19 protein-coding genes are annotated in these 17,612 nt (G+C 49.7%); 6 read left to right on the top strand and 13 right to left on the bottom strand.

The features are described 5' to 3' along the window. Nucleotides 1-62 precede the first annotated feature (62 nt). The 7 genes from citT to citC are packed head-to-tail and all read right to left on the bottom strand — an operon-like array spanning nt 63 to nt 6,802. The gene (citT, locus tag AABJ99_RS16765; RefSeq protein WP_000050328.1) at nt 63-1,526 is read right to left on the bottom strand and encodes a citrate/succinate antiporter CitT; all 1,464 of its coding nucleotides are present in this window, start codon (nt 1,524-1,526) and stop codon (nt 63-65) included. A 50-nt stretch (nt 1,527-1,576) separates the two neighbouring features. Continuing rightward, complete coding sequence (citG, locus tag AABJ99_RS16760) at nt 1,577-2,455, bottom strand: triphosphoribosyl-dephospho-CoA synthase CitG (protein WP_039021073.1); 879 nt, start codon at nt 2,453-2,455, stop codon at nt 1,577-1,579. Continuing rightward, a complete protein-coding gene (gene citX, locus AABJ99_RS16755; RefSeq protein ID WP_039021074.1) occupies nt 2,430-2,981 on the bottom strand; it encodes a citrate lyase holo-[acyl-carrier protein] synthase in 552 nt (183 codons plus the stop codon). Before citX ends, citG begins: the two co-directional genes overlap by 26 nt. Before the next feature lie 3 nt (nt 2,982-2,984). Then, on the bottom strand, nt 2,985-4,517 hold the full coding sequence (gene citF / locus AABJ99_RS16750; protein WP_000192245.1) for a citrate lyase subunit alpha: 1,533 nt from the start codon (nt 4,515-4,517) through the stop codon (nt 2,985-2,987). Between the two features lie 10 nt (nt 4,518-4,527). Next, complete coding sequence (gene citE / locus AABJ99_RS16745) at nt 4,528-5,436, bottom strand: citrate (pro-3S)-lyase subunit beta (RefSeq protein ID WP_000622357.1); 909 nt, start codon at nt 5,434-5,436, stop codon at nt 4,528-4,530. Further along, nucleotides 5,433-5,729 carry a citrate lyase acyl carrier protein gene (gene citD / locus AABJ99_RS16740; RefSeq protein ID WP_000700703.1) on the bottom strand — a complete coding sequence of 99 codons (297 nt, stop codon included), beginning with the start codon at nt 5,727-5,729 and terminating at the stop codon, nt 5,433-5,435. Before citD ends, citE begins: the two co-directional genes overlap by 4 nt. Nucleotides 5,730-5,743: 14 nt before the next feature. Beyond that, the gene (gene citC / locus AABJ99_RS16735) at nt 5,744-6,802 is read right to left on the bottom strand and encodes a [citrate (pro-3S)-lyase] ligase (RefSeq protein WP_000467705.1); all 1,059 of its coding nucleotides are present in this window, start codon (nt 6,800-6,802) and stop codon (nt 5,744-5,746) included. 379 nt (nt 6,803-7,181) lie between these two features. Between citC and dpiB the strand changes: the two genes are divergently transcribed. Continuing rightward, a complete protein-coding gene (gene dpiB, locus AABJ99_RS16730; RefSeq protein WP_338387382.1) occupies nt 7,182-8,840 on the top strand; it encodes a sensor histidine kinase DpiB in 1,659 nt (552 codons plus the stop codon). Next, nucleotides 8,809-9,489: a two-component response regulator DpiA gene (gene dpiA, locus AABJ99_RS16725; RefSeq protein WP_000126500.1), complete on the top strand. Its 681-nt coding sequence runs from the start codon at nt 8,809-8,811 to the stop codon at nt 9,487-9,489. The genes dpiB and dpiA overlap by 32 nt, the downstream gene beginning before the upstream one ends. A gap of 40 nt (nt 9,490-9,529) precedes the next feature. Here the strand turns inward: dpiA and dcuC are convergent, their stop codons facing one another. Next, nucleotides 9,530-10,915, bottom strand: a complete 1,386-nt coding sequence (gene dcuC / locus AABJ99_RS16720; protein ID WP_000955057.1) for an anaerobic C4-dicarboxylate transporter DcuC — start codon at nt 10,913-10,915, stop codon at nt 9,530-9,532. A gap of 590 nt (nt 10,916-11,505) precedes the next feature. Here dcuC and pagP point away from each other — a divergent pair. Beyond that, nucleotides 11,506-12,066, top strand: coding sequence for a lipid IV(A) palmitoyltransferase PagP (gene pagP, locus AABJ99_RS16715; protein ID WP_001601868.1), 561 nt, complete (start codon nt 11,506-11,508; stop codon nt 12,064-12,066). Nucleotides 12,067-12,240: 174 nt separating this feature from the next. Then, the gene (cspE, locus tag AABJ99_RS16710) at nt 12,241-12,450 is read left to right on the top strand and encodes a transcription antiterminator/RNA stability regulator CspE (RefSeq protein ID WP_000034825.1); all 210 of its coding nucleotides are present in this window, start codon (nt 12,241-12,243) and stop codon (nt 12,448-12,450) included. A 53-nt stretch (nt 12,451-12,503) separates the two neighbouring features. Here the strand turns inward: cspE and crcB are convergent, their stop codons facing one another. Next, nucleotides 12,504-12,887, bottom strand: a complete 384-nt coding sequence (gene crcB / locus AABJ99_RS16705) for a fluoride efflux transporter CrcB (protein ID WP_000939738.1) — start codon at nt 12,885-12,887, stop codon at nt 12,504-12,506. 95 nt (nt 12,888-12,982) lie between these two features. Here crcB and AABJ99_RS16700 point away from each other — a divergent pair, with 95 nt between their 5' ends. Next, a complete protein-coding gene (locus AABJ99_RS16700) occupies nt 12,983-13,771 on the top strand; it encodes a deaminated glutathione amidase (RefSeq protein ID WP_001305561.1) in 789 nt (262 codons plus the stop codon). Nucleotides 13,772-13,899: 128 nt separating this feature from the next. Continuing rightward, on the top strand, nt 13,900-14,103 hold the full coding sequence (tatE, locus tag AABJ99_RS16695) for a twin-arginine translocase subunit TatE (protein WP_000503931.1): 204 nt from the start codon (nt 13,900-13,902) through the stop codon (nt 14,101-14,103). 100 nt (nt 14,104-14,203) lie between these two features. On the opposite strand, the gene lipA is transcribed toward tatE, so the two are convergent. From lipA to ybeD, 4 genes are all read right to left on the bottom strand, one after another. Further along, nucleotides 14,204-15,169, bottom strand: coding sequence for a lipoyl synthase (gene lipA / locus AABJ99_RS16690; RefSeq protein ID WP_000042632.1), 966 nt, complete (start codon nt 15,167-15,169; stop codon nt 14,204-14,206). A gap of 208 nt (nt 15,170-15,377) precedes the next feature. Further along, nucleotides 15,378-16,331, bottom strand: coding sequence for a YbeF family transcriptional regulator (gene ybeF, locus AABJ99_RS16685; protein WP_039021076.1), 954 nt, complete (start codon nt 16,329-16,331; stop codon nt 15,378-15,380). Nucleotides 16,332-16,590: 259 nt separating this feature from the next. Continuing rightward, nucleotides 16,591-17,232 (bottom strand): lipoyl(octanoyl) transferase LipB, encoded by a 642-nt coding sequence (gene lipB / locus AABJ99_RS16680; RefSeq protein ID WP_000284041.1) that lies wholly within the window; start codon nt 17,230-17,232, stop codon nt 16,591-16,593. 100 nt (nt 17,233-17,332) lie between these two features. Further along, nucleotides 17,333-17,596 (bottom strand): DUF493 family protein YbeD, encoded by a 264-nt coding sequence (gene ybeD / locus AABJ99_RS16675; protein ID WP_000850550.1) that lies wholly within the window; start codon nt 17,594-17,596, stop codon nt 17,333-17,335. Between the last annotated feature and the right edge of the window lie 16 nt (nt 17,597-17,612).

Genomic DNA, 17,612 nt, shown 5'->3' with positions numbered 1-17,612 from the left:
AAAGCCCGCCTGGTGGGCTTACCTGGCGGGCGTGATGATTTATTCAGCGTTTGGCGAACGTATTAGTTCCACATAGCGAGAATCGGCCAGCCAACCAACAGCAGCATAGAGATGTAAATCACCCCGAAGATTGCACCAAGTCGCCAGTAATCTTTTGATTTCACATAGCCGCAGCCGTAAATAATCACCCCAGGACCGGTTGCATACGGCGTCAGACAGCCCATGATACCGATAGACAGCACCAGCAGGATACACAGTTGTTCCATTGGTACGCCCGGAATACCTTTACCGACGGCCAGAATAACCGGCAGCATGGTTGCGGTGTGCGCAGACAGGCTGGCAAACAGGTAGTGCGCAAAGTAGAACACCAGAACCAGTACAATCACCGTTGCGTTTGGTGAGAATCCTTCCAGGTGCGTACTCATCGTGTTGGCGAACCAGTCGATAAAGCCAGAACGGGTCAGGCCATTCGCCATAACAACCAGCGTTGCCAGGTTGACCAGCGTGTTCCATGCGCTGTTATAGCGAGTAATGTCTTTCCACGGCACAACGTGCAGGGCCAGCATTAGCGAAACTGCCAGCAGACCTACCGCAGTAGCATTAATGACTTCACTGCCAAATACCCACAAACCTAAGCTGAGCAATACAAGGCCAATCAGCGTCCACTCTCTGCGTGTCAGCGCACCCATGGTTTTTAGTTCATCACCCGCCCAGGTTGCTACTTCTTCACTGTGTGTGATTTCCGGTTTGTAAAGCACGTAGGAAAGCCACGGCGCAATGATAAGTAAGATAACGCCAACCGGCAGGAAGCAGAGGAACCACTGCAACCAGCTAATCTGGATGCCGGCAATTTTGCTGACGAACTCCAGACCCAGCACGTTTGGTGCCGCACCGGTGACAAACATGGACGAACTCAGACTGGTACTAATGACCATCATCCACATCAAATAGCCGCCAATACGACGCGCGGACGGATCGTTCGGGAATGATTTAAACAGCGGCGGCAGGTTTTTAATGACCGGAAAAACCGTACCCCCGGTACGCGCGGTGTTGGACGGTGTAAACGGTGCCAGCAGAATGTCGATAATGACTATCGCATAACCTAACGTCAGCGTGCGTTTGCCCATGAATTTCACCAGGAAAAGGGCAATGCGACGACCTAACCCGGAAACTTCATACCCTAATGCAAAAATAAATGCGCCAAATACCAGCCATACCGTGGTGCTGGAAAAACCAGCCAGACCCCATTTCAGCGCCTGTTTTTGCGCATTAAACGCTGGGTCAGCTAATTCTTTGGCATCAAAGAGAAGGTAATTACTGCCAATAACGCAAATAGTAACCGCAATAAAACTGATCGCTGTTGCCGGAATTGGCTCGAGGATCATGCCGACAATCATTGCCACAAACACAGCGAAGTAATGCCATGCCTGCGGTGGCATACCGTCAGGGACAGGGATAAGAAACATGACGCCCATCACCACCAGTGGGGCCAATAGTTTCCATATATTATCTTTTGCTAAAGACATACGGGTTCTCCGAAAATTAATATTTCCAAATTTATCAAGTGCTTAAATAATTAAATCTGTGCTAAAAACCAGGTAAGGATCAGCAGGTCGGCACTGCCGCCTGGACTGAGATTTCGTTCGATACACTCCCTGTCGAACTGCCGGAGATAATCGAGATCGGCGGGGGTTCGGATGCCCCCTTTTTGCAATAATGTTTGCGCCTTGCGCTGTAGCCAGCGCAGGCCCCCCTCGCCACCGCGCGATGCAACGTTGGTATCGCCGTTGATCGCCATCAGTAGGAGTAAGGTATCGAGCAATGCCAGTTCAGGATCTAACCCCTGATCCAGCAGAGTGAGGTAATGCGGCAGGGCGTGGTTGATCACCAGTGGATAACCCGCTTCGGCTTCACCGCGTGCGCCGGTAAGGCCTAGCTGCTGGTACAACCGTTGACCTGCCGTCAGTTGTGAATTATTGGTACGCAGTTCGCGGTCGGTCAGGCCACGGCAGAAACTTGCCGCCGTCGCACAAATGGTTATTGGCGTTACCGACTGGTTGAGTTGAAGCAAACGGCCAATTGCCGCACACAGTAGCCCTAAAGAAAAAATGCTGCCTTTATGCGTGTTTACGCCCGCAGTGGCGCGGAACATATCACCTTCGCAAGCCATACCAATTGGGCGTAATCCGTGGAGTACCGCTTCTGGTGCCATTTCAGCACTACAGGCACCAAATTCAATGAAACGGGGTAACCAGCCCTGAATCGCCAGCGTGCTGCGGTGAAAATCTTCCAGCGCCATATCTTTGTGCGCACCGCAGTTAATTCGATCCACGAGGCCTGGTTTCGGTGACAGATTGACTTCAGTCAGCATGGCGCGCCAGCCCAGCAGGGCGTACTCATCGATTAATGACGTCGCAAGCTTTGTGGTTTTAGTTGACGTTGCAGGCATCGACATCGTTCAGCAGCGCCTCCATGCGGTTGAGTAAATCGGTCAGTTGATGGGTTTTTCCACGCGCGCAAATAGCTGCGCTTTGCTCGCACAACAGGCAGCGGCGAGGCGGCAGTGAATAGTCGCGGCGGGAGAGAATTTCGCCTTCGGGTGTCAGGACATCGATATCCCATAACCGCCCGAGAGGATGACTATGTTCAAGCTCAATGGTGGCGAGCTTGAGGTCGCGAGCCGGGGCGGCAATGCTCAACATGCCCTCCGGCCCGCTGGCGGAAACCAGTGCAGCCTGCTCCTGAATTTGCCAGCCCTGTTTTGCGGCTAAGGCACGCAAGGCTGTCACGCCATGATTAAAAATTCGGCGTGTGACCTCGCTGTCTTTAATCGGCCCAGGCGCAACCACGGTAAAGGAGACCAGTGGAACAGGATGGTGCTTGAGCCAGACGTGTTGCCGTGCTTGCCTTTCATCCCGGCTGACGAGCAGCTCGGGAATTGACACCGCATGGTGGCTGGCGAGTTCAGGAAGCAGGTGCATGGCTTATTCCTTCACCTGATGCACAACATCGATCACCGAGCCATCGCGGTAACGCACAACGGCAACGACGCGGTCGGTGAATTCAATCGGCTGTGGTTCACCGGTCAGCAGACGCGCACGTTCACGCAGCCACTCAATAGAAACCACTTTGATCCCCGCTTCCTGCAGACGTTCTGCCAGTTCCGGACGTGCCGGGTTAACTGCGATACCGTGGTCTGTGACCAGAATATCGACACTGGAGCCCGGGGTGATGCAGGTCAGCACGTTATCCACCAGCGTCGGAATACGACCGCGTACCAGCGGCGCGACGATGATGGAAAGCGCAGAGGCAATCGCGGTATCGCAGTGACCACCGGAAGCGCCACGCAGTACGCCGTCAGAGCCGGTCAGCACGTTAACGTTGAACTGGGTGTCAATTTCCAGCGCGCTCAGTACCACCACGTCGAGACGATCAACCGATGCACCTTTTGAACCCCAGTTAGCGTACTGGTTGGCGCTGATTTCGATGTGATTGGGGTTACGGGCCAGCGATTGTGCAGCGTGGCTGTCAAAGCTCTGCACATCCAGCAGTTTGCGGATCAGACCTTTTTCGTGCAGATCAACCATCGTTGCGGTAATACCACCGAGGGCGAAGTCAGCGCGAATATCGCGGCTACGCATTTTGTCTTCCAGGAAACGGGTTACCGCCAGCGATGCGCCGCCGGTGCCGGTCTGCATGGAGAAACCTTCTTTGAAGTAGCCAGAGTTAACAATCACATCCGCAGCGCTACGGGCAATAAGCAGTTCGCGCGGGTTAGTGGTCATACGGGTCGCGCCAGCGCCGATTTTTGCAGCATCGCCAACGCGATCAACTTTGACGATCAGATCAACCTGATCTTGCTCAATGCTTGCCGGATTATGCGGATAAGGCAGCAGTTCTTCGGTAAGCATCACGACCTGTTTTGCGTTGTCGGCATCAACCATTGCATAGCCGAGGGAGCCGCAGCAGGCTTTACCGGTGTAGCCGTTGGCATTACCGAATTCATCACAGGACGGGACGCCGAGGAAAGCCACATCGATATTCAGTTCGCCGCTCTGTACCAGATGCACACGTCCGCCGTGAGAGTGGATTTGCACCGGTTCCGCCAGCAGACCACGGGAGATTTCTTCCGCCAGTGGACCGCGCAGGCCAGAGGTATAAATGCGGGTAACCACGCCCTGGCGAATGTGTTCTACCAGCGGCGCATGGCAATCACTCAGGGAGCTGGAGGCCAGAGTCAGGTTTTTAAAGCCCATCTTCGCGATGACGTCCATCACCATATTGACGGTCAGGTCACCGCCACGGAAAGCGTGATGGAAGGAAACCGTCATGCCGTCCTGTAAACCAGAGCGACGAATCGCTTCTTCCAGGTTGGCGCACAGTTTGCGATCGCGCGCTTTTTCAGCCTGGTAGGTTTGCTTTGGCGAGTTCTGGAAAGCGGCAAGATCGCATTCAGCGCGACGATTCCAGGCCGCTACCCGTTCTTGTCGTTGAGATTGTTCAATTTTCTGCGTCATTTTGATTGCCTTATTCTTCGCGGATGCCGGAAAGTTCTGCACGGGAGAGCACCAGACGGGCGCGATCGATAACCGGACCGTCCACCATCTTGCCGTTCAGGGAAACCACGCCGAGGCCTTCGCGAGCGGCGGCTTCAGCGGCTTCTACGACGCGGCGGGCGTGATCCACTTCTTTCTGGGTCGGTGCGTAGAGGTTGTGCAGCAGATCAATCTGACGCGGGTTGATCAGCGATTTGCCGTCAAAGCCCAGCTGTTTGATGTGGGCGGCTTCTTGCAGGAATCCGGCTTCGTTGTTTGCGTCAGAATAGACGGTATCGAACGCCTGAATACCCGCAGATCGCGCGGCCTGCAAAATGGAGCAGCGAGCGAACAGCAGTTCAGTTCCTTCCGGGGAGCGTTCTGTACGCAGGTTGCGCACATAGTCTTCTGCACCGAGGGCGATACCGATCAAACGCTCGGAAGCGTGAGCGATTTCCACTGCGCGGGTAATGCCCAGCGGAGATTCAATCGCCGCCAGCAAGCCGGTACTGCCGGGTTCACGACCACAGGCTTTTTCGATACGCAGGATCTCTTTTTCGATATCCAGAACATCCTGAGCGGTATCGGTTTTCGGCAGACGCACAACGTCCGCACCACCGCGAACGACGGCTTCCAGGTCGTTGACACCCCATTCGGAATCCAGCGCGTTTACACGCACAATGGTTTCAATATCGCGATACAGCGGATGTTGCAGCGCGTGGTAAACCATGCGGCGGGCGGTGTCTTTTTCACGCAATGCTACGGAGTCTTCGAGGTCAAACATCAGGGCATCAGCCGGGTAGATGAATGAGTTGCTGACCATCGCGGCATTGGCACCAGGCACAAACAACATGCTGCGGCGGGTGCGAGTTTTACGTTGTTGCAGCGAAGCGGAAATCATTGGCAATCCTCCCATGGCAGAGCCGGGATACCGCTGGCGCGTGCCAGCAGGGCTTCCAGTCGTGCACGTAAAATGCAGTCCAGTGCGCCTTTGTCATCGACATTCAGCTGTACGCCGCGCACGTTGTAGCGGGCGAGAACGTCCAGAATGGTGGTGCGAATGGCATCACCAAACTGTTTTTCAACGCTGCTGTTGATTTGCAGGTCGATATCCTGCGTATCGAGTGGGGCGATGCGTATCATCACATCCCCAGACTCAAGGGTGCCTGCAACGGCGGGCTGGTTTATTTTCATTTTTCACCTGTTTCTCATGCGGGGGTCTTTTGACGAGCTGCCGCGTCCTGGCGGGAGTGCTCAAGCAGGTTCTGCAAATAATGCAGCGTGACTGCAGGGACCAGCGGCGCGATAGCCGTGAGATCGTTTTTCGCCAGCAGTTGACGTACCCGGGAAGCGGATATCGGCATCTCCTGGTAACGCAGCCGCTCAATTTCAACCAGTTCGATGGGCGGTGCGGAGATAGTCGGCGTTTCCAGCCAGTAGCGCATATCCTGGTTGTACTGGGCGGTAACGCGACAAAAGGGTTCAGTACCGACAAAGCGGTGAGTTACACCCAGCGCGGGAGCGAGGTACTGACGGAAAATTTTCAGATCAATTTCGGTGTAACAATGGTTAATGACGCTCTGTTCTTTAATGAAGTAGCAAGGGAACGTAGCGCGGGAGATGATGTATTCGGAGCCGCGATGCACAGTCAGGCGTGGAATATCGGCGGTGCCTTTTAACACCAGATCCAGCCGGTCTTCATAGGGAAAGCGTGAAGAATCTTCTTTAACTAAAAACAGGTGCAACCAGTCGCACTGTGCTGCAGCCTGTTGAATCAGATAACGGTGACCATTCGTAAAGGGATTGGCGTTCATCACAATGCAGCCAATTTTGTTCCCTGGATGACGAAATTTTTTCAGCGATTCGGCATAGCGTTTCAGTCGCGTGGCGCTGTTTTCCATCAGCACCATCACGCCGGGGACGCTGGTCAGCGTGGAAAAACCGCACTGGCGGAACAGCGCCTCGTATTCGGTTTTGGTATAAATAAACAGATGCGTGCTGTGCCGCTCATAGGCGAGGTTTATCAATTCAGTGGCTAATGTCAGCGCCAGTCCTTCACCGCGAACGGATTCACTGATAGCAACGCATTTAATAATATTTCCGGCAATTCCACCGCACGCGATAAGCTTTTCATCGCGGGTTACGGTAATAAATACTTCGACTGTGGTGTCAACGCTCAAATCATTTTCATGCAGGAATTGGGCGATTTCCGCCATTTTTTTATTTTCTGAACGTTTTACACGGGTGAAAATATCATTGCCGAACATAATAAATAGTATCCTGAAGGTGCATGTTGTTATCGATTTGCAACGAATGTTGTTCAATGTTGCAAACTGATAACCTTTTATTTTCACTTGGGAGAAAGGGGGGCGATCGAGGTATATCTTTTTCTCCTTTCGCTATACATCCTAAGGAGTATTGCAGCGTGAAATTTTGATTTATTTCACATAGAGTTAGTGGTTTTTTATTTATTTAATGGTTTTAAGTTTTTTAATTAATGTAATTACGAAATGACCCGCAGGTTTAAGTGATTTAATTGATTTAATGAATAAAATTTGCCACGATTATATTTAATATCTATGTATTTTGATTCAACATTTTAATTACATCCGTCAAAGAGGCTCGGGACAACCCGCAAGGAAAACAATGTTGCAGCTTAACGAGAATAAACAGTTTGCATTTTTCCAAAGACTGGCATTTCCGCTGCGTATCTTTTTGCTGATTCTGGTGTTCTCAATATTTGTCATTGCAGCCCTGGCGCAATATTTTACGGCCAGTTTTGAGGACTATTTAACGCTTCATGTGCGCGACATGGCAATGAATCAGGCAAAAATTATTGCTTCTAATGACAGTATCATCAGCGCAGTGAAAACGCGTGACTACAAGAGGCTGGCGACCATCGCTGACAAATTACAAAGAGATACTGATTTCGATTATGTGGTGATTGGCGATCGGCACTCGATTCGTCTTTACCATCCTAATCCGGAGAAAATTGGTTATCCTATGCAGTTCACCAAACCGGGCGCGCTGGAGAAAGGGGAGAGCTACTTTATCACCGGGAAAGGGTCAATTGGCATGGCGATGCGTGCCAAAACGCCAATCTTTGATGACGATGGAAAAGTCATCGGCGTGGTGTCGATTGGCTACCTGGTGAGTAAAATCGATAGCTGGCGGGCTGAGTTTTTATTACCGATGGCTGGCGTGTTTGTCGTGCTGTTAGGGATTCTGATGTTGCTGTCGTGGTTCCTGGCCGCGCATATCCGTCGGCAAATGATGGGCATGGAGCCAAAGCAAATCGCACGCGTGGTCCGTCAGCAAGAGGCGCTGTTTAGTTCGGTTTATGAAGGGCTGATTGCGGTGGATCCGCACGGTTACATTACCGCCATCAATCGTAACGCAAGAAAGATGCTGGGGCTGAGTTCCCCCGGACGGCAATGGTTGGGTAAACCCATTGCTGAAGTGGTCAGGCCCGCCGATTTCTTTACCGAACAGATTGATGAAAAACGTCAGGATGTGGTGGCGAACTTTAACGGTCTGAGCGTTATTGCCAACCGGGAAGCTATTCGTTCTGGTAATGATTTGCTGGGGGCCATTATCAGCTTTCGTAGTAAAGACGAAATATCCACCCTCAATGCACAACTGACGCAAATTAAACAATACGTCGAGAGCCTGCGCACATTGCGACACGAGCATCTCAATTGGATGTCGACGCTCAATGGTCTGTTGCAGATGAAAGAGTATGATCGCGTGTTGGCGATGGTGCAGGGGGAGTCTCAGGCCCAGCAACAGCTTATTGATAGCCTGCGCGAGGCGTTTGCCGATCGCCAGGTGGCGGGGCTGCTTTTTGGTAAAGTGCAGCGCGCCCGCGAACTGGGGCTAAAAATGGTCATCGTCCCCGGAAGTCAGCTTTCGCAACTGCCGCCAGGACTGGACAGCACCGAGTTTGCAGCCATTGTTGGCAATTTACTTGATAACGCCTTCGAAGCCAGCCTGCGTAGCGATGAAGGAAACAAGATCGTTGAATTATTCCTCAGCGATGAAGGCAATGATGTGGTGATTGAAGTCGCCGATCAGGGCTGCGGCGTTCCAGAGTCTCTACGAGACAAAATATTTGAGCAGGGTGTCAGTACGCGTGCTGACGAGCCCGGCGAACATGGCATTGGGTTGTACTTGATTGCCAGCTACGTAACGCGCTGCGGTGGTGTTATCACTCTCGAAGATAATGATCCCTGCGGTACCTTATTTTCAATCTATATTCCGAAAGTGAAACCTAATGACAGCTCCATTAACCCTATTGATCGTTGAGGACGAAACGCCGCTGGCAGAGATGCATGCGGAATATATTCGTCACATTCCCGGATTCAGTCAGATATTACTGGCGGGAAACCTGGCGCAGGCCCGAATGATGATCGAGCGTTTTAAGCCGGGGCTAATCTTGCTCGATAACTATCTTCCTGACGGTAGAGGGATTAATTTACTGCATGAACTGGTGCAGGCGCATTATCCCGGCGACGTGGTGTTTACCACTGCAGCCAGTGATATGGAAACGGTGTCTGAAGCCGTACGTTGTGGTGTATTTGATTATCTCATTAAGCCAATTGCCTATGAACGGCTGGGGCAAACGCTAACCCGTTTCCGCCAGCGTAAACATATGCTGGAAAGTATTGATAGCGCCAGCCAGAAGCAAATCGATGAGATGTTTAATGCCTATGCTCGCGGTGAACCCAAAGACGAACTGCCGACCGGCATTGACCCCTTGACGCTAAACGCGGTGCGAAAACTGTTTAAAGAGCCTGGTGTGCAACATACGGCAGAAACGGTGGCGCAGGCACTGACTATCAGCCGCACCACTGCCAGACGTTATCTTGAATATTGCGCCAGCCGCCATCTGATTATTGCTGAAATTGTTCACGGCAAAGTTGGCAGACCGCAACGCATATACCACAGTGGGTGACATGATAAAGCCGGAGGAAGCTTGCCTCCGGCATGACTATTTACTTGCCTGTGACCGCGGCTGCCGTTCCTGGCACCATCAGCTCTGTAGCAACGATAACAATCACCAGCCCAACAAGCACCGGCACCGAGGTGCGTTTTACGACTTCAAATGGTGAGATTTTCGCCATCCCGGCAACCGCAACGACTACGCCAGAAACGGGTGACAGGGTACGACCGAGGTTTGACGCCTGCAGCATTGGGATAGTCAAATACGCCGGGTTAATGCCGGAAGAGTGCGCCAGTTTCGGGATCATCTCAACAAACGCATAAAACGGCGCATTGCCTGAACCGGTCGTGACTGCCGCCAGCATTGTCAGGATCACCAATACCAGCATCAGGATGATACTCGCCGAACCAAACGAAGTGGCGATAGAAATCAGACTTTGAATAAAGCCGATGGTGCTAAGCCCCTGAGCGAATACCCCAGCGGCAACCAGCAGCATCACCACGTTAGCAAACGCATCTGCCATCCCGCGATAAGCCACTTCCAGGCCCGAGAACACTTTCTGGGTATTAAAGCTGCGGATGAACTCCAGAATGGAGGCAATCAGCATACAAATCACCAGAATAGTGATGATGTGTAATTGCGGCCCCCATTTGCCGTCAAAAATCAGCACTCCGATGATCGGCGTGAACGGCAAAATGGCATAAAACGCAGGGGCAGTGGTGGTGATTTCACTGACATCTAACATTTCATGAGAGATGTGCTCTTTTTTATCCAGATAACGTTGCCAGAAGAAGTGGGCGATCGCCATGCCGATAATTGCAGCAATTGAGATAGGCAGCGTCGTTTTGAAGGCGAAATCAATCAGCGACATTTCGGAAGCCTGCGCCGCCAGCACCACATCCCCTGAAGTCGGTGCGAGAATAATCGCCGCCGGGGAGGCACAAATAGCAGCAGCTGCACCACGGCTGATACCAACGTTTACCATCACCGGAAACAGGGTTGCCATCAGCAAAACACCCAGACCGGTTGCGGAAGAGACGGCCAGAGACATCAGACAGGCGACAAAATAGGCGGCAATCATCAGCAGGTAAGGGGAGTTAATATACTGCAATGGTTTTGACGCCAGCTTGACCACCATATCATTCGCGCCGATATGGGTCATGTAAGCGGCAAAGCCACACAGCATCATAATCATCATGCCGAGGTCGCCGCCGCGGCTCATTAGCAATATTTTAACGTATTCAACGATATCCGTGGCGCTGTAGCCTGTTGAAGCCTGGCTGGACGGTAACACTTTGTGCCCCATAATGGCACTGATAATCAGCAATAACAGGCCACCGACAAATAACACGCCAGTGGCGGAATACCCTTTAATGATGTAGCGAGCTACACCCACAATAACCACAACCCCAATAAGGAGTTCAATGAATGTCAGCATAATTTTTCCTGTCTCCAGGCCCCAAAGTAAATAATAAAAAATTCCTAAAACTTAAGGAAAAAATATGCCCAATAAATTGGCGGTGAATGCTGATTAAAATCAAGAAAAACTGCCATTAAGACATTGAAGTTGCTGTTTTTATACATAGATAACAAAACGCATATTTAGCGTTTGGCAATTATCACATAATAATGTGTGTAAATTGATGGTGGATTGATGCAAATTTGTTAATTGCAATGGTGTTAGCTGCGGTTGTGTGCTCAAAAAACAATCTGCAATGGGCGTGGGTTGACAATATATAATATACTCTTCATTAAGATGTTTTTTTTGTATCTTATTAAAAAATAAGTTAATTTTTTCTTGGTTGCATTTTGTTATCAGAAACAACTTGCTTTTTCTTTTATGACTATTCCCATCGCAGAAAACGAAGTGTCATCTTAAATCGATGCACGGAAATATTTATCTTGAACAAGCGGAAATAAATAGAGCAGCTATTCAGATTATTCTTCATGTTGGGCCTATTAAGGTTATGTTAATTGTAGCTTTGCTATGCTAATAGTAGATTTTTGATAAATGTTTTATGGTCACAAATGAACGTGAGTAAATATGTCGCTATATTTTCCTTTGTTTTTATTCAGTTAATCAGCGTTGGTAAAGTTTTAGCTAACGCAGATGAGTGGATGACAACGTTTGGAGAAAATATTACACAAACCTGGCAACAGCCTGAACATTATGATTTATATATTCCTGCCATCACCTGGCATGCACGTTTCGCTTACGACAAAGAAAAAACCGATCGTTATAACGAGCGACCGTGGGGTGGCGGTTTTGGTCAGTCGCGTTGGGATGAAAAAGGAAACTGGCATGGCCTGTATGCCATGGCATTTAAGGACTCGTGGAACAAATGGGAACCGATTGCCGGATACGGATGGGAAAGTACCTGGCGACCGCTGGCGGATGAAAATTTTCATTTAGGACTGGGATTCACCGCTGGCGTAACGGCACGCGATAACTGGAATTACATCCCTCTCCCGGTTCTACTGCCATTGGCCTCTGTGGGTTATGGTCCAGTGACTTTTCAGATGACCTACATTCCGGGTACCTATAACAATGGCAATGTGTACTTTGCCTGGATGCGCTTTCAGTTTTGAGACAAATGAAATTTTAGTAACTTCTTTAAAATCAATGAGTAAAATAATTAACATCAAAAATAACGCGACTTTTATCACTTTTTAGTAAAGTTGCACTGGACAAAGCGTACCACAATTGGTGTACTGGTAACCGACACAGCATTTGTGTCTATTTTTCATGTAAAGGTAATTTTGATGTCTAAGATTAAAGGTAACGTTAAGTGGTTTAATGAGTCCAAAGGATTCGGTTTCATTACTCCGGAAGACGGCAGCAAAGACGTGTTCGTACACTTCTCTGCAATCCAGACTAATGGTTTTAAAACTCTTGCTGAAGGTCAGCGCGTAGAGTTCGAAATCACTAACGGTGCCAAAGGCCCTTCTGCTGCAAACGTAATCGCTCTGTAAGATACGTCAGCAAGAATTCAAAACCCGCTTAATCAGCGGGTTTTTTTTGGTCTTTAGTGTGCGGTTGAGGCCGAAAACAGCCAGAAAGCCAGTGCGGTCATGGCAAAAGACCCCAGAAGGTTGACGAAAACGTTCAGTAATGCCCAGCCAAAGCGGCCCTCTTGTAACAAAAACACCACTTCTGCCGAAAATGTTGAGAAGGTTGTTAGACCGCCACAAAATCCGGTGGTGATTAATACTTTCCACACTGGATCAATGTTCGTCATCCTGCTAAACCAGGCGAATCCCATTCCTATGATGAATGCCCCAATCAGGTTTGCAGCCAGCGTCCCCAACGGAATCGCCTGATGCAGCGGGTTAAATCGCATACTTAACAGCCATCTCGCCACGCTTCCCGTACCACCGCCAATAAAAACTGCTAAAAGAAGTTGTAACACTGCAAAATCCTGCTATTTGATTTGTATGAGTGATAAGTGTAACGCCGAATAATCGCCGTTGGCGAATTTTACGACTCTGACAGGAGGAGGTGGCAATGCTGGTTGCCGCAGGACAGTTTGCTGTTACATCTGTGTGGGAAAAGAACGCTGAGATTTGTGCCTCGTTGATGGCGCAGGCGGCGGAAAACGACGTTTCGCTGTTTGTCCTGCCGGAAGCATTGTTGGCGCGTGATGATCATGATGCAGATCTATCGGTTAAATCAGCACAGCTGCTGGAAGGCGAATTCCTCGGACGTTTACGGCGAGAAAGTAAACGTAACATGATGACGACAATTCTGACGATTCATGTTCCTTCAACGCCGGGGCGCGCATGGAATATGCTGGTGGCGTTACAGGCAGGAAACATCGTCGCCCGTTATGCCAAACTGCATCTCTATGATGCATTTGCCATTCAGGAATCACGCCATGTTGATGCTGGTAATGAAATAGCTCCGTTACTGGAGGTGGAAGGGATGAAGGTCGGTCTGATGACCTGTTATGACTTACGCTTTCCAGAGCTGGCGCTGGCACAGGCATTACAGGGAGCTGAAATCCTGGTACTTCCTGCCGCCTGGGTTCGCGGGCCGCTCAAAGAGCATCACTGGTCAACGTTGCTTGCCGCTCGTGCGCTGGATACCACCTGTTATATGGTGGCGGCGGGGGAGTGCGGGAACAAAAATATCGGGCAAAGCCGGATTATAGATCCCTTTGGCGTCACCATTGCGGCAGCGTCAGAAATGCCTGCACTCATTATGGCGGAAGTGACGCCCGAACGTGTGCGTCAGGTCCGCGCGCAACTGCCCGTCTTAAACAACCGTCGCTTTGCGCCGCCGCAATTATTATGATGTTTTTTTACTCGGCGCTTGATTCACCTTGTTACAGATTGCTATTGTGTGCGCGCGTCGAATGACCGTTAATATTCTCTGGTTTTTAAGGCGCGTTCTGTTGCCGGTTATATGTCAAGAAGGTATCTATGGGTGAGATTAGTATTACCAAACTGCTGGTAGTTGCGGCGCTGGTCGTTCTGCTGTTTGGGACTAAGAAGTTACGTACGCTGGGCGGAGACCTTGGAGCGGCCATTAAAGGGTTCAAGAAGGCGATGAATGATGACGATGCTGCGGCGAAAAAAGGCGCAGACGTTGATCTTCAGGCTGAAAAGCTCTCTCATAAAGAGTGACGTGGCGAGCAGGACGCTCCCTCAATATCTTGTTCGATACAAAAAACCCGCTTCAAAAAGCGGGTTTTTTATCAGACAGATGTAAGTAATTATTACAGGATTACTTAACTTCCATCCCTTTCGCCTGCAAATCGGCGTGGTAAGACGAGCGGACAAACGGACCGCATGCAGCATGGGTAAAGCCCATCGCCAGCGCTTCGGCTTTCATTTCGTCGAACTCATCCGGGCTAACGTAACGTTGAACCGGCAGGTGATGGCGGCTTGGTTGCAAATATTGTCCCAGTGTTAACATCGTCACACCGTGACGACGCAGATCGCGCATTACCTCAATAATTTCTTCATTGGTTTCACCCAGACCCACCATCAGACCAGACTTGGTCGGGATTTCCGGATGCGCTTCTTTAAAGCGTTCCAGCAGCTTCAGCGACCAGTTGTAATCTGCACCAGGCCGTACCTGACGGTAAATACGCGGTACGTTTTCCAGGTTATGGTTGAACACATCTGGTGGTGTGGCGGTCAGAATATCCAGAGCACGATCCATACGACCGCGGAAATCCGGCACCAGAGTTTCAATTTTGATTTGCGGGCTTTTTTCCCGAATGGCAGTAATGCAATCCGCAAAGTGCTGGGCACCGCCATCGCGCAGGTCATCACGGTCAACGGAGGTGATAACCACATAACGCAGCGCCATATCGGCAATGGTCTGCGCCAGTTTCACTGGTTCATTGGCATCCGGAGCTACCGGGCGACCGTGGGCAACGTCACAGAACGGACAACGGCGGGTACAAATAGCGCCGAGGATCATAAACGTTGCTGTGCCGTGGTTGAAGCATTCCGCCAGGTTAGGGCAGGAGGCTTCCTCGCAGACAGAATGCAGGCCATTTTTGCGCATTGCGGCTTTGATGCCCTGGATACGTGTAGAGTCCGCTGGAAGCTTGATTTTCATCCATTCCGGCTTGCGCAGCAGGGCTTCGCGCTCTGTTGCCACGTTTTTAACCGGGATAAGGGCCATCTTATCGGCATCGCGGTATTTAACACCGCGTTCCATCACAATGGGTTTACTCATAGCGTGCGTGTTCCAGTTGCGAATTACGAAGGAAAGCGTTTCAATTCAATAGATTGTTGTAATTATCAACTATTTTTGAATTAACGACTGGCAGTATATCATTGAAACGGACCTGAAAGCAGCCAAAGCGGTCGCGAAAATGTAAAATTGTTGTTGGATTGTGCCATTTTTTCGTTCTTCGCTGTGATCTGGCTGTAACAATACTTTTTCAAAATGCATTACGGATAACATCTATTACCCCGTGCAGGATGGGATCACGCAGGCTGAATTTGTTGTAGTGGATAGAGAAATCTATTTGCTCCTCATTTAAGGACGGAAAAGGCAGTTTTTCCAGCGGCCAACAACGGCTAAACAGGTTATAAAAACGGCTGGGAATAATCGCTAACATGTCACTGTTGGCAACCAGTGCAGCGATTGTCAAAATGTTGTAGCTGGTGAAACTGATTTGCCGGTCCGGAAACATCTCTTGAACTCTCTGCCGCAGACCGCTGAAATTTTGCCCTTCCGGTAACAGGAGTACATGTGCAGCGTTTTCGATAGTCTCTCTGTCATCTTCTAAGGAGAGTAGCGAATTTCCCTCGCGGCAAATTAACACCATATTGTCGGTGAACAGAACATGATGTTGTACCGTACGATTGGTGCAGAACATGTTATCAATGATGAGATCGGTTTGAAACTGACTGAGTTGGCTTTCCGCGTCGCTGATAGGGGGGTTGCGCAGTAAAAGCTGCGGATAATGAGTTTTAATCGCGCGATAGATGACTGGAAGGACCAGGGCTCCGACCGAGGGGGTGGTCGCAATAGTTATCGTTCGTTGCTTATCATAGGTTCCTTCGATATCCAGCGCGCCAAGAATGGACTCAAGGCCCTGACTGATATACTCATGTAGATGCATCGCAAATGCGGTAGGTGTGACACCCTGGCCTTTGCGAATAAACAATGGGTCAGGGAATATAACGCGCAGTTTCTGAATAGACTGACTGATTGCCGAGGGGGTCAGATTAAGCACTTTCGCTGCATTAACGATCCCTTTATGTACATATACAGCTTCAAAAATAGTCAGAAGGTTAAGATCAATATTTCGTAAGGTTGTAAATATTTGTGGTTTACCTTCTGACGACTTTCTGCTTAAACAGGGTTCAATTTGATTATTACTATCCACGCACTTACTCCAATTTTATTCATGGAAAAATAATATTTAAAAAAATTACAATAATCTTATATCTAATTTGAATGGAACGCTTTTGCTCACCATAGTCAACTATTTCAATAAGTTAATCAATGGGGTGAGTTACGGAGCGAAGCATTGCATCGCATTTCTGCAAGTGATAAAGAAAATATACAAACGCGAAGGAGAAGTAAAGCATTAGCAGGTATTATGAGTAATGACCCAGTGTAAATTGGGCCATTGATGTATGTAATTAAGCGGTAATATATTCGAAGTCGGGATTGTTTAGTAGCACTAAAATATTTTCTAGCAAACGCGGTGCAATATTATTAGTTGTCGCTTCGGGTTTCCATTGTGATATTTTAGCCATTTCCATTCCGGCATACCCACAAGGATTAATACGTAAAAATGGCGAAAGATCCATATTGACGTTTAATGCCAGACCGTGGAATGAACAACCGCGCCGAATACGTAAGCCAAGTGAGCAAATTTTCTTTTCCCCGACATAGACACCAGGCGCGTCAGCCCGAGGATGTGCTTCTATACCCAGTTCAGCCAGGGTATTCACCACTGTTTGCTCGAGCAAGGTCACCAGTTCACGCACACCGAGTTTACGGCGTTTCAGGTTAAGCAACACATACATCACCTGTTGCCCCGGCCCGTGATAAGTCACCTGCCCACCGCGATCGCTTTGGATCACCGGAATATCGCCCGGCATTAAAATGTGCTCCGCTTTTCCTGCCTGCCCTTGGGTGAATACCGGATAGTGCTCGACCAGCCAGATTTCATCAAGGGTACTTTCATCGCGGGTATCGGTGAATTCATGCATAGCCTGGGAGATTGGCTCGTAAGGCTGAAGACCGAGCTGGCGGACAAGAATTTTATCCTGATACAAAACGGCATCTCCGTGGAGAATGAGTAAAAGTGGGGGAAAAGTATATCACAGCGAGGAGAGGGGAGTTACCCGACCAGGGGCCGGGTAAAGAATACGCGAGTTACAGAACCATGCGGACAATATCGATTTTGCCCAGTTCTTCATACAGTGTTTCAACCTGCTCAATATGAGTGGCGTTGATAGTGATAGATACCGAGTGGTAGTTGCCTTTGCTGCTTGGTTTTACCGTTGGGGTGTAGTCACCTGGCGCATGGCGCTGTACCACTTCAACCACCTGATCAACCAGCTCAGGTAACGCCTGCCCCATAACTTTGTAAGTAAAAGGAGTAGGGAATTCAAGCAGTTCGTTAAGTTTGGTTTTCATGTCAGCTCCGGCGTAA

Origin of the sequence: Escherichia coli (genome assembly GCF_036503815.1) — a bacterium.
Taxonomy (GTDB): domain Bacteria; phylum Pseudomonadota; class Gammaproteobacteria; order Enterobacterales; family Enterobacteriaceae; genus Escherichia; species Escherichia coli_F.
This window is presented reverse-complemented; position numbering and strand designations above follow the sequence as displayed.

Bases quoted from the DNA above. Each gene is read 5' to 3' on its own strand.
- dpiA (WP_000126500.1), top strand. From the start codon at position 8,809: ATGACAGCTCCATTAACCCTATTGATCGTTGAGGACGAAACGCCGCTG.
- cspE (WP_000034825.1), top strand. From the start codon at position 12,241: ATGTCTAAGATTAAAGGTAACGTTAAGTGGTTTAATGAGTCCAAAGGA.
- dcuC (WP_000955057.1), bottom strand. From the start codon at position 10,915: ATGCTGACATTCATTGAACTCCTTATTGGGGTTGTGGTTATTGTGGGT.
- lipA (WP_000042632.1), bottom strand. From the start codon at position 15,169: ATGAGTAAACCCATTGTGATGGAACGCGGTGTTAAATACCGCGATGCC.
- citG (WP_039021073.1), bottom strand. From the start codon at position 2,455: ATGTCGATGCCTGCAACGTCAACTAAAACCACAAAGCTTGCGACGTCA.
- citF (WP_000192245.1), bottom strand. From the start codon at position 4,517: ATGACGCAGAAAATTGAACAATCTCAACGACAAGAACGGGTAGCGGCC.
- pagP (WP_001601868.1), top strand. From the start codon at position 11,506: ATGAACGTGAGTAAATATGTCGCTATATTTTCCTTTGTTTTTATTCAG.
- citD (WP_000700703.1), bottom strand. From the start codon at position 5,729: ATGAAAATAAACCAGCCCGCCGTTGCAGGCACCCTTGAGTCTGGGGAT.
- ybeD (WP_000850550.1), bottom strand. From the start codon at position 17,596: ATGAAAACCAAACTTAACGAACTGCTTGAATTCCCTACTCCTTTTACT.
- dpiB (WP_338387382.1), top strand. From the start codon at position 7,182: ATGTTGCAGCTTAACGAGAATAAACAGTTTGCATTTTTCCAAAGACTG.
- citE (WP_000622357.1), bottom strand. From the start codon at position 5,436: ATGATTTCCGCTTCGCTGCAACAACGTAAAACTCGCACCCGCCGCAGC.
- AABJ99_RS16700 (WP_001305561.1), top strand. From the start codon at position 12,983: ATGCTGGTTGCCGCAGGACAGTTTGCTGTTACATCTGTGTGGGAAAAG.
- tatE (WP_000503931.1), top strand. From the start codon at position 13,900: ATGGGTGAGATTAGTATTACCAAACTGCTGGTAGTTGCGGCGCTGGTC.
- citT (WP_000050328.1), bottom strand. From the start codon at position 1,526: ATGTCTTTAGCAAAAGATAATATATGGAAACTATTGGCCCCACTGGTG.
- citC (WP_000467705.1), bottom strand. From the start codon at position 6,802: ATGTTCGGCAATGATATTTTCACCCGTGTAAAACGTTCAGAAAATAAA.
- citX (WP_039021074.1), bottom strand. From the start codon at position 2,981: ATGCACCTGCTTCCTGAACTCGCCAGCCACCATGCGGTGTCAATTCCC.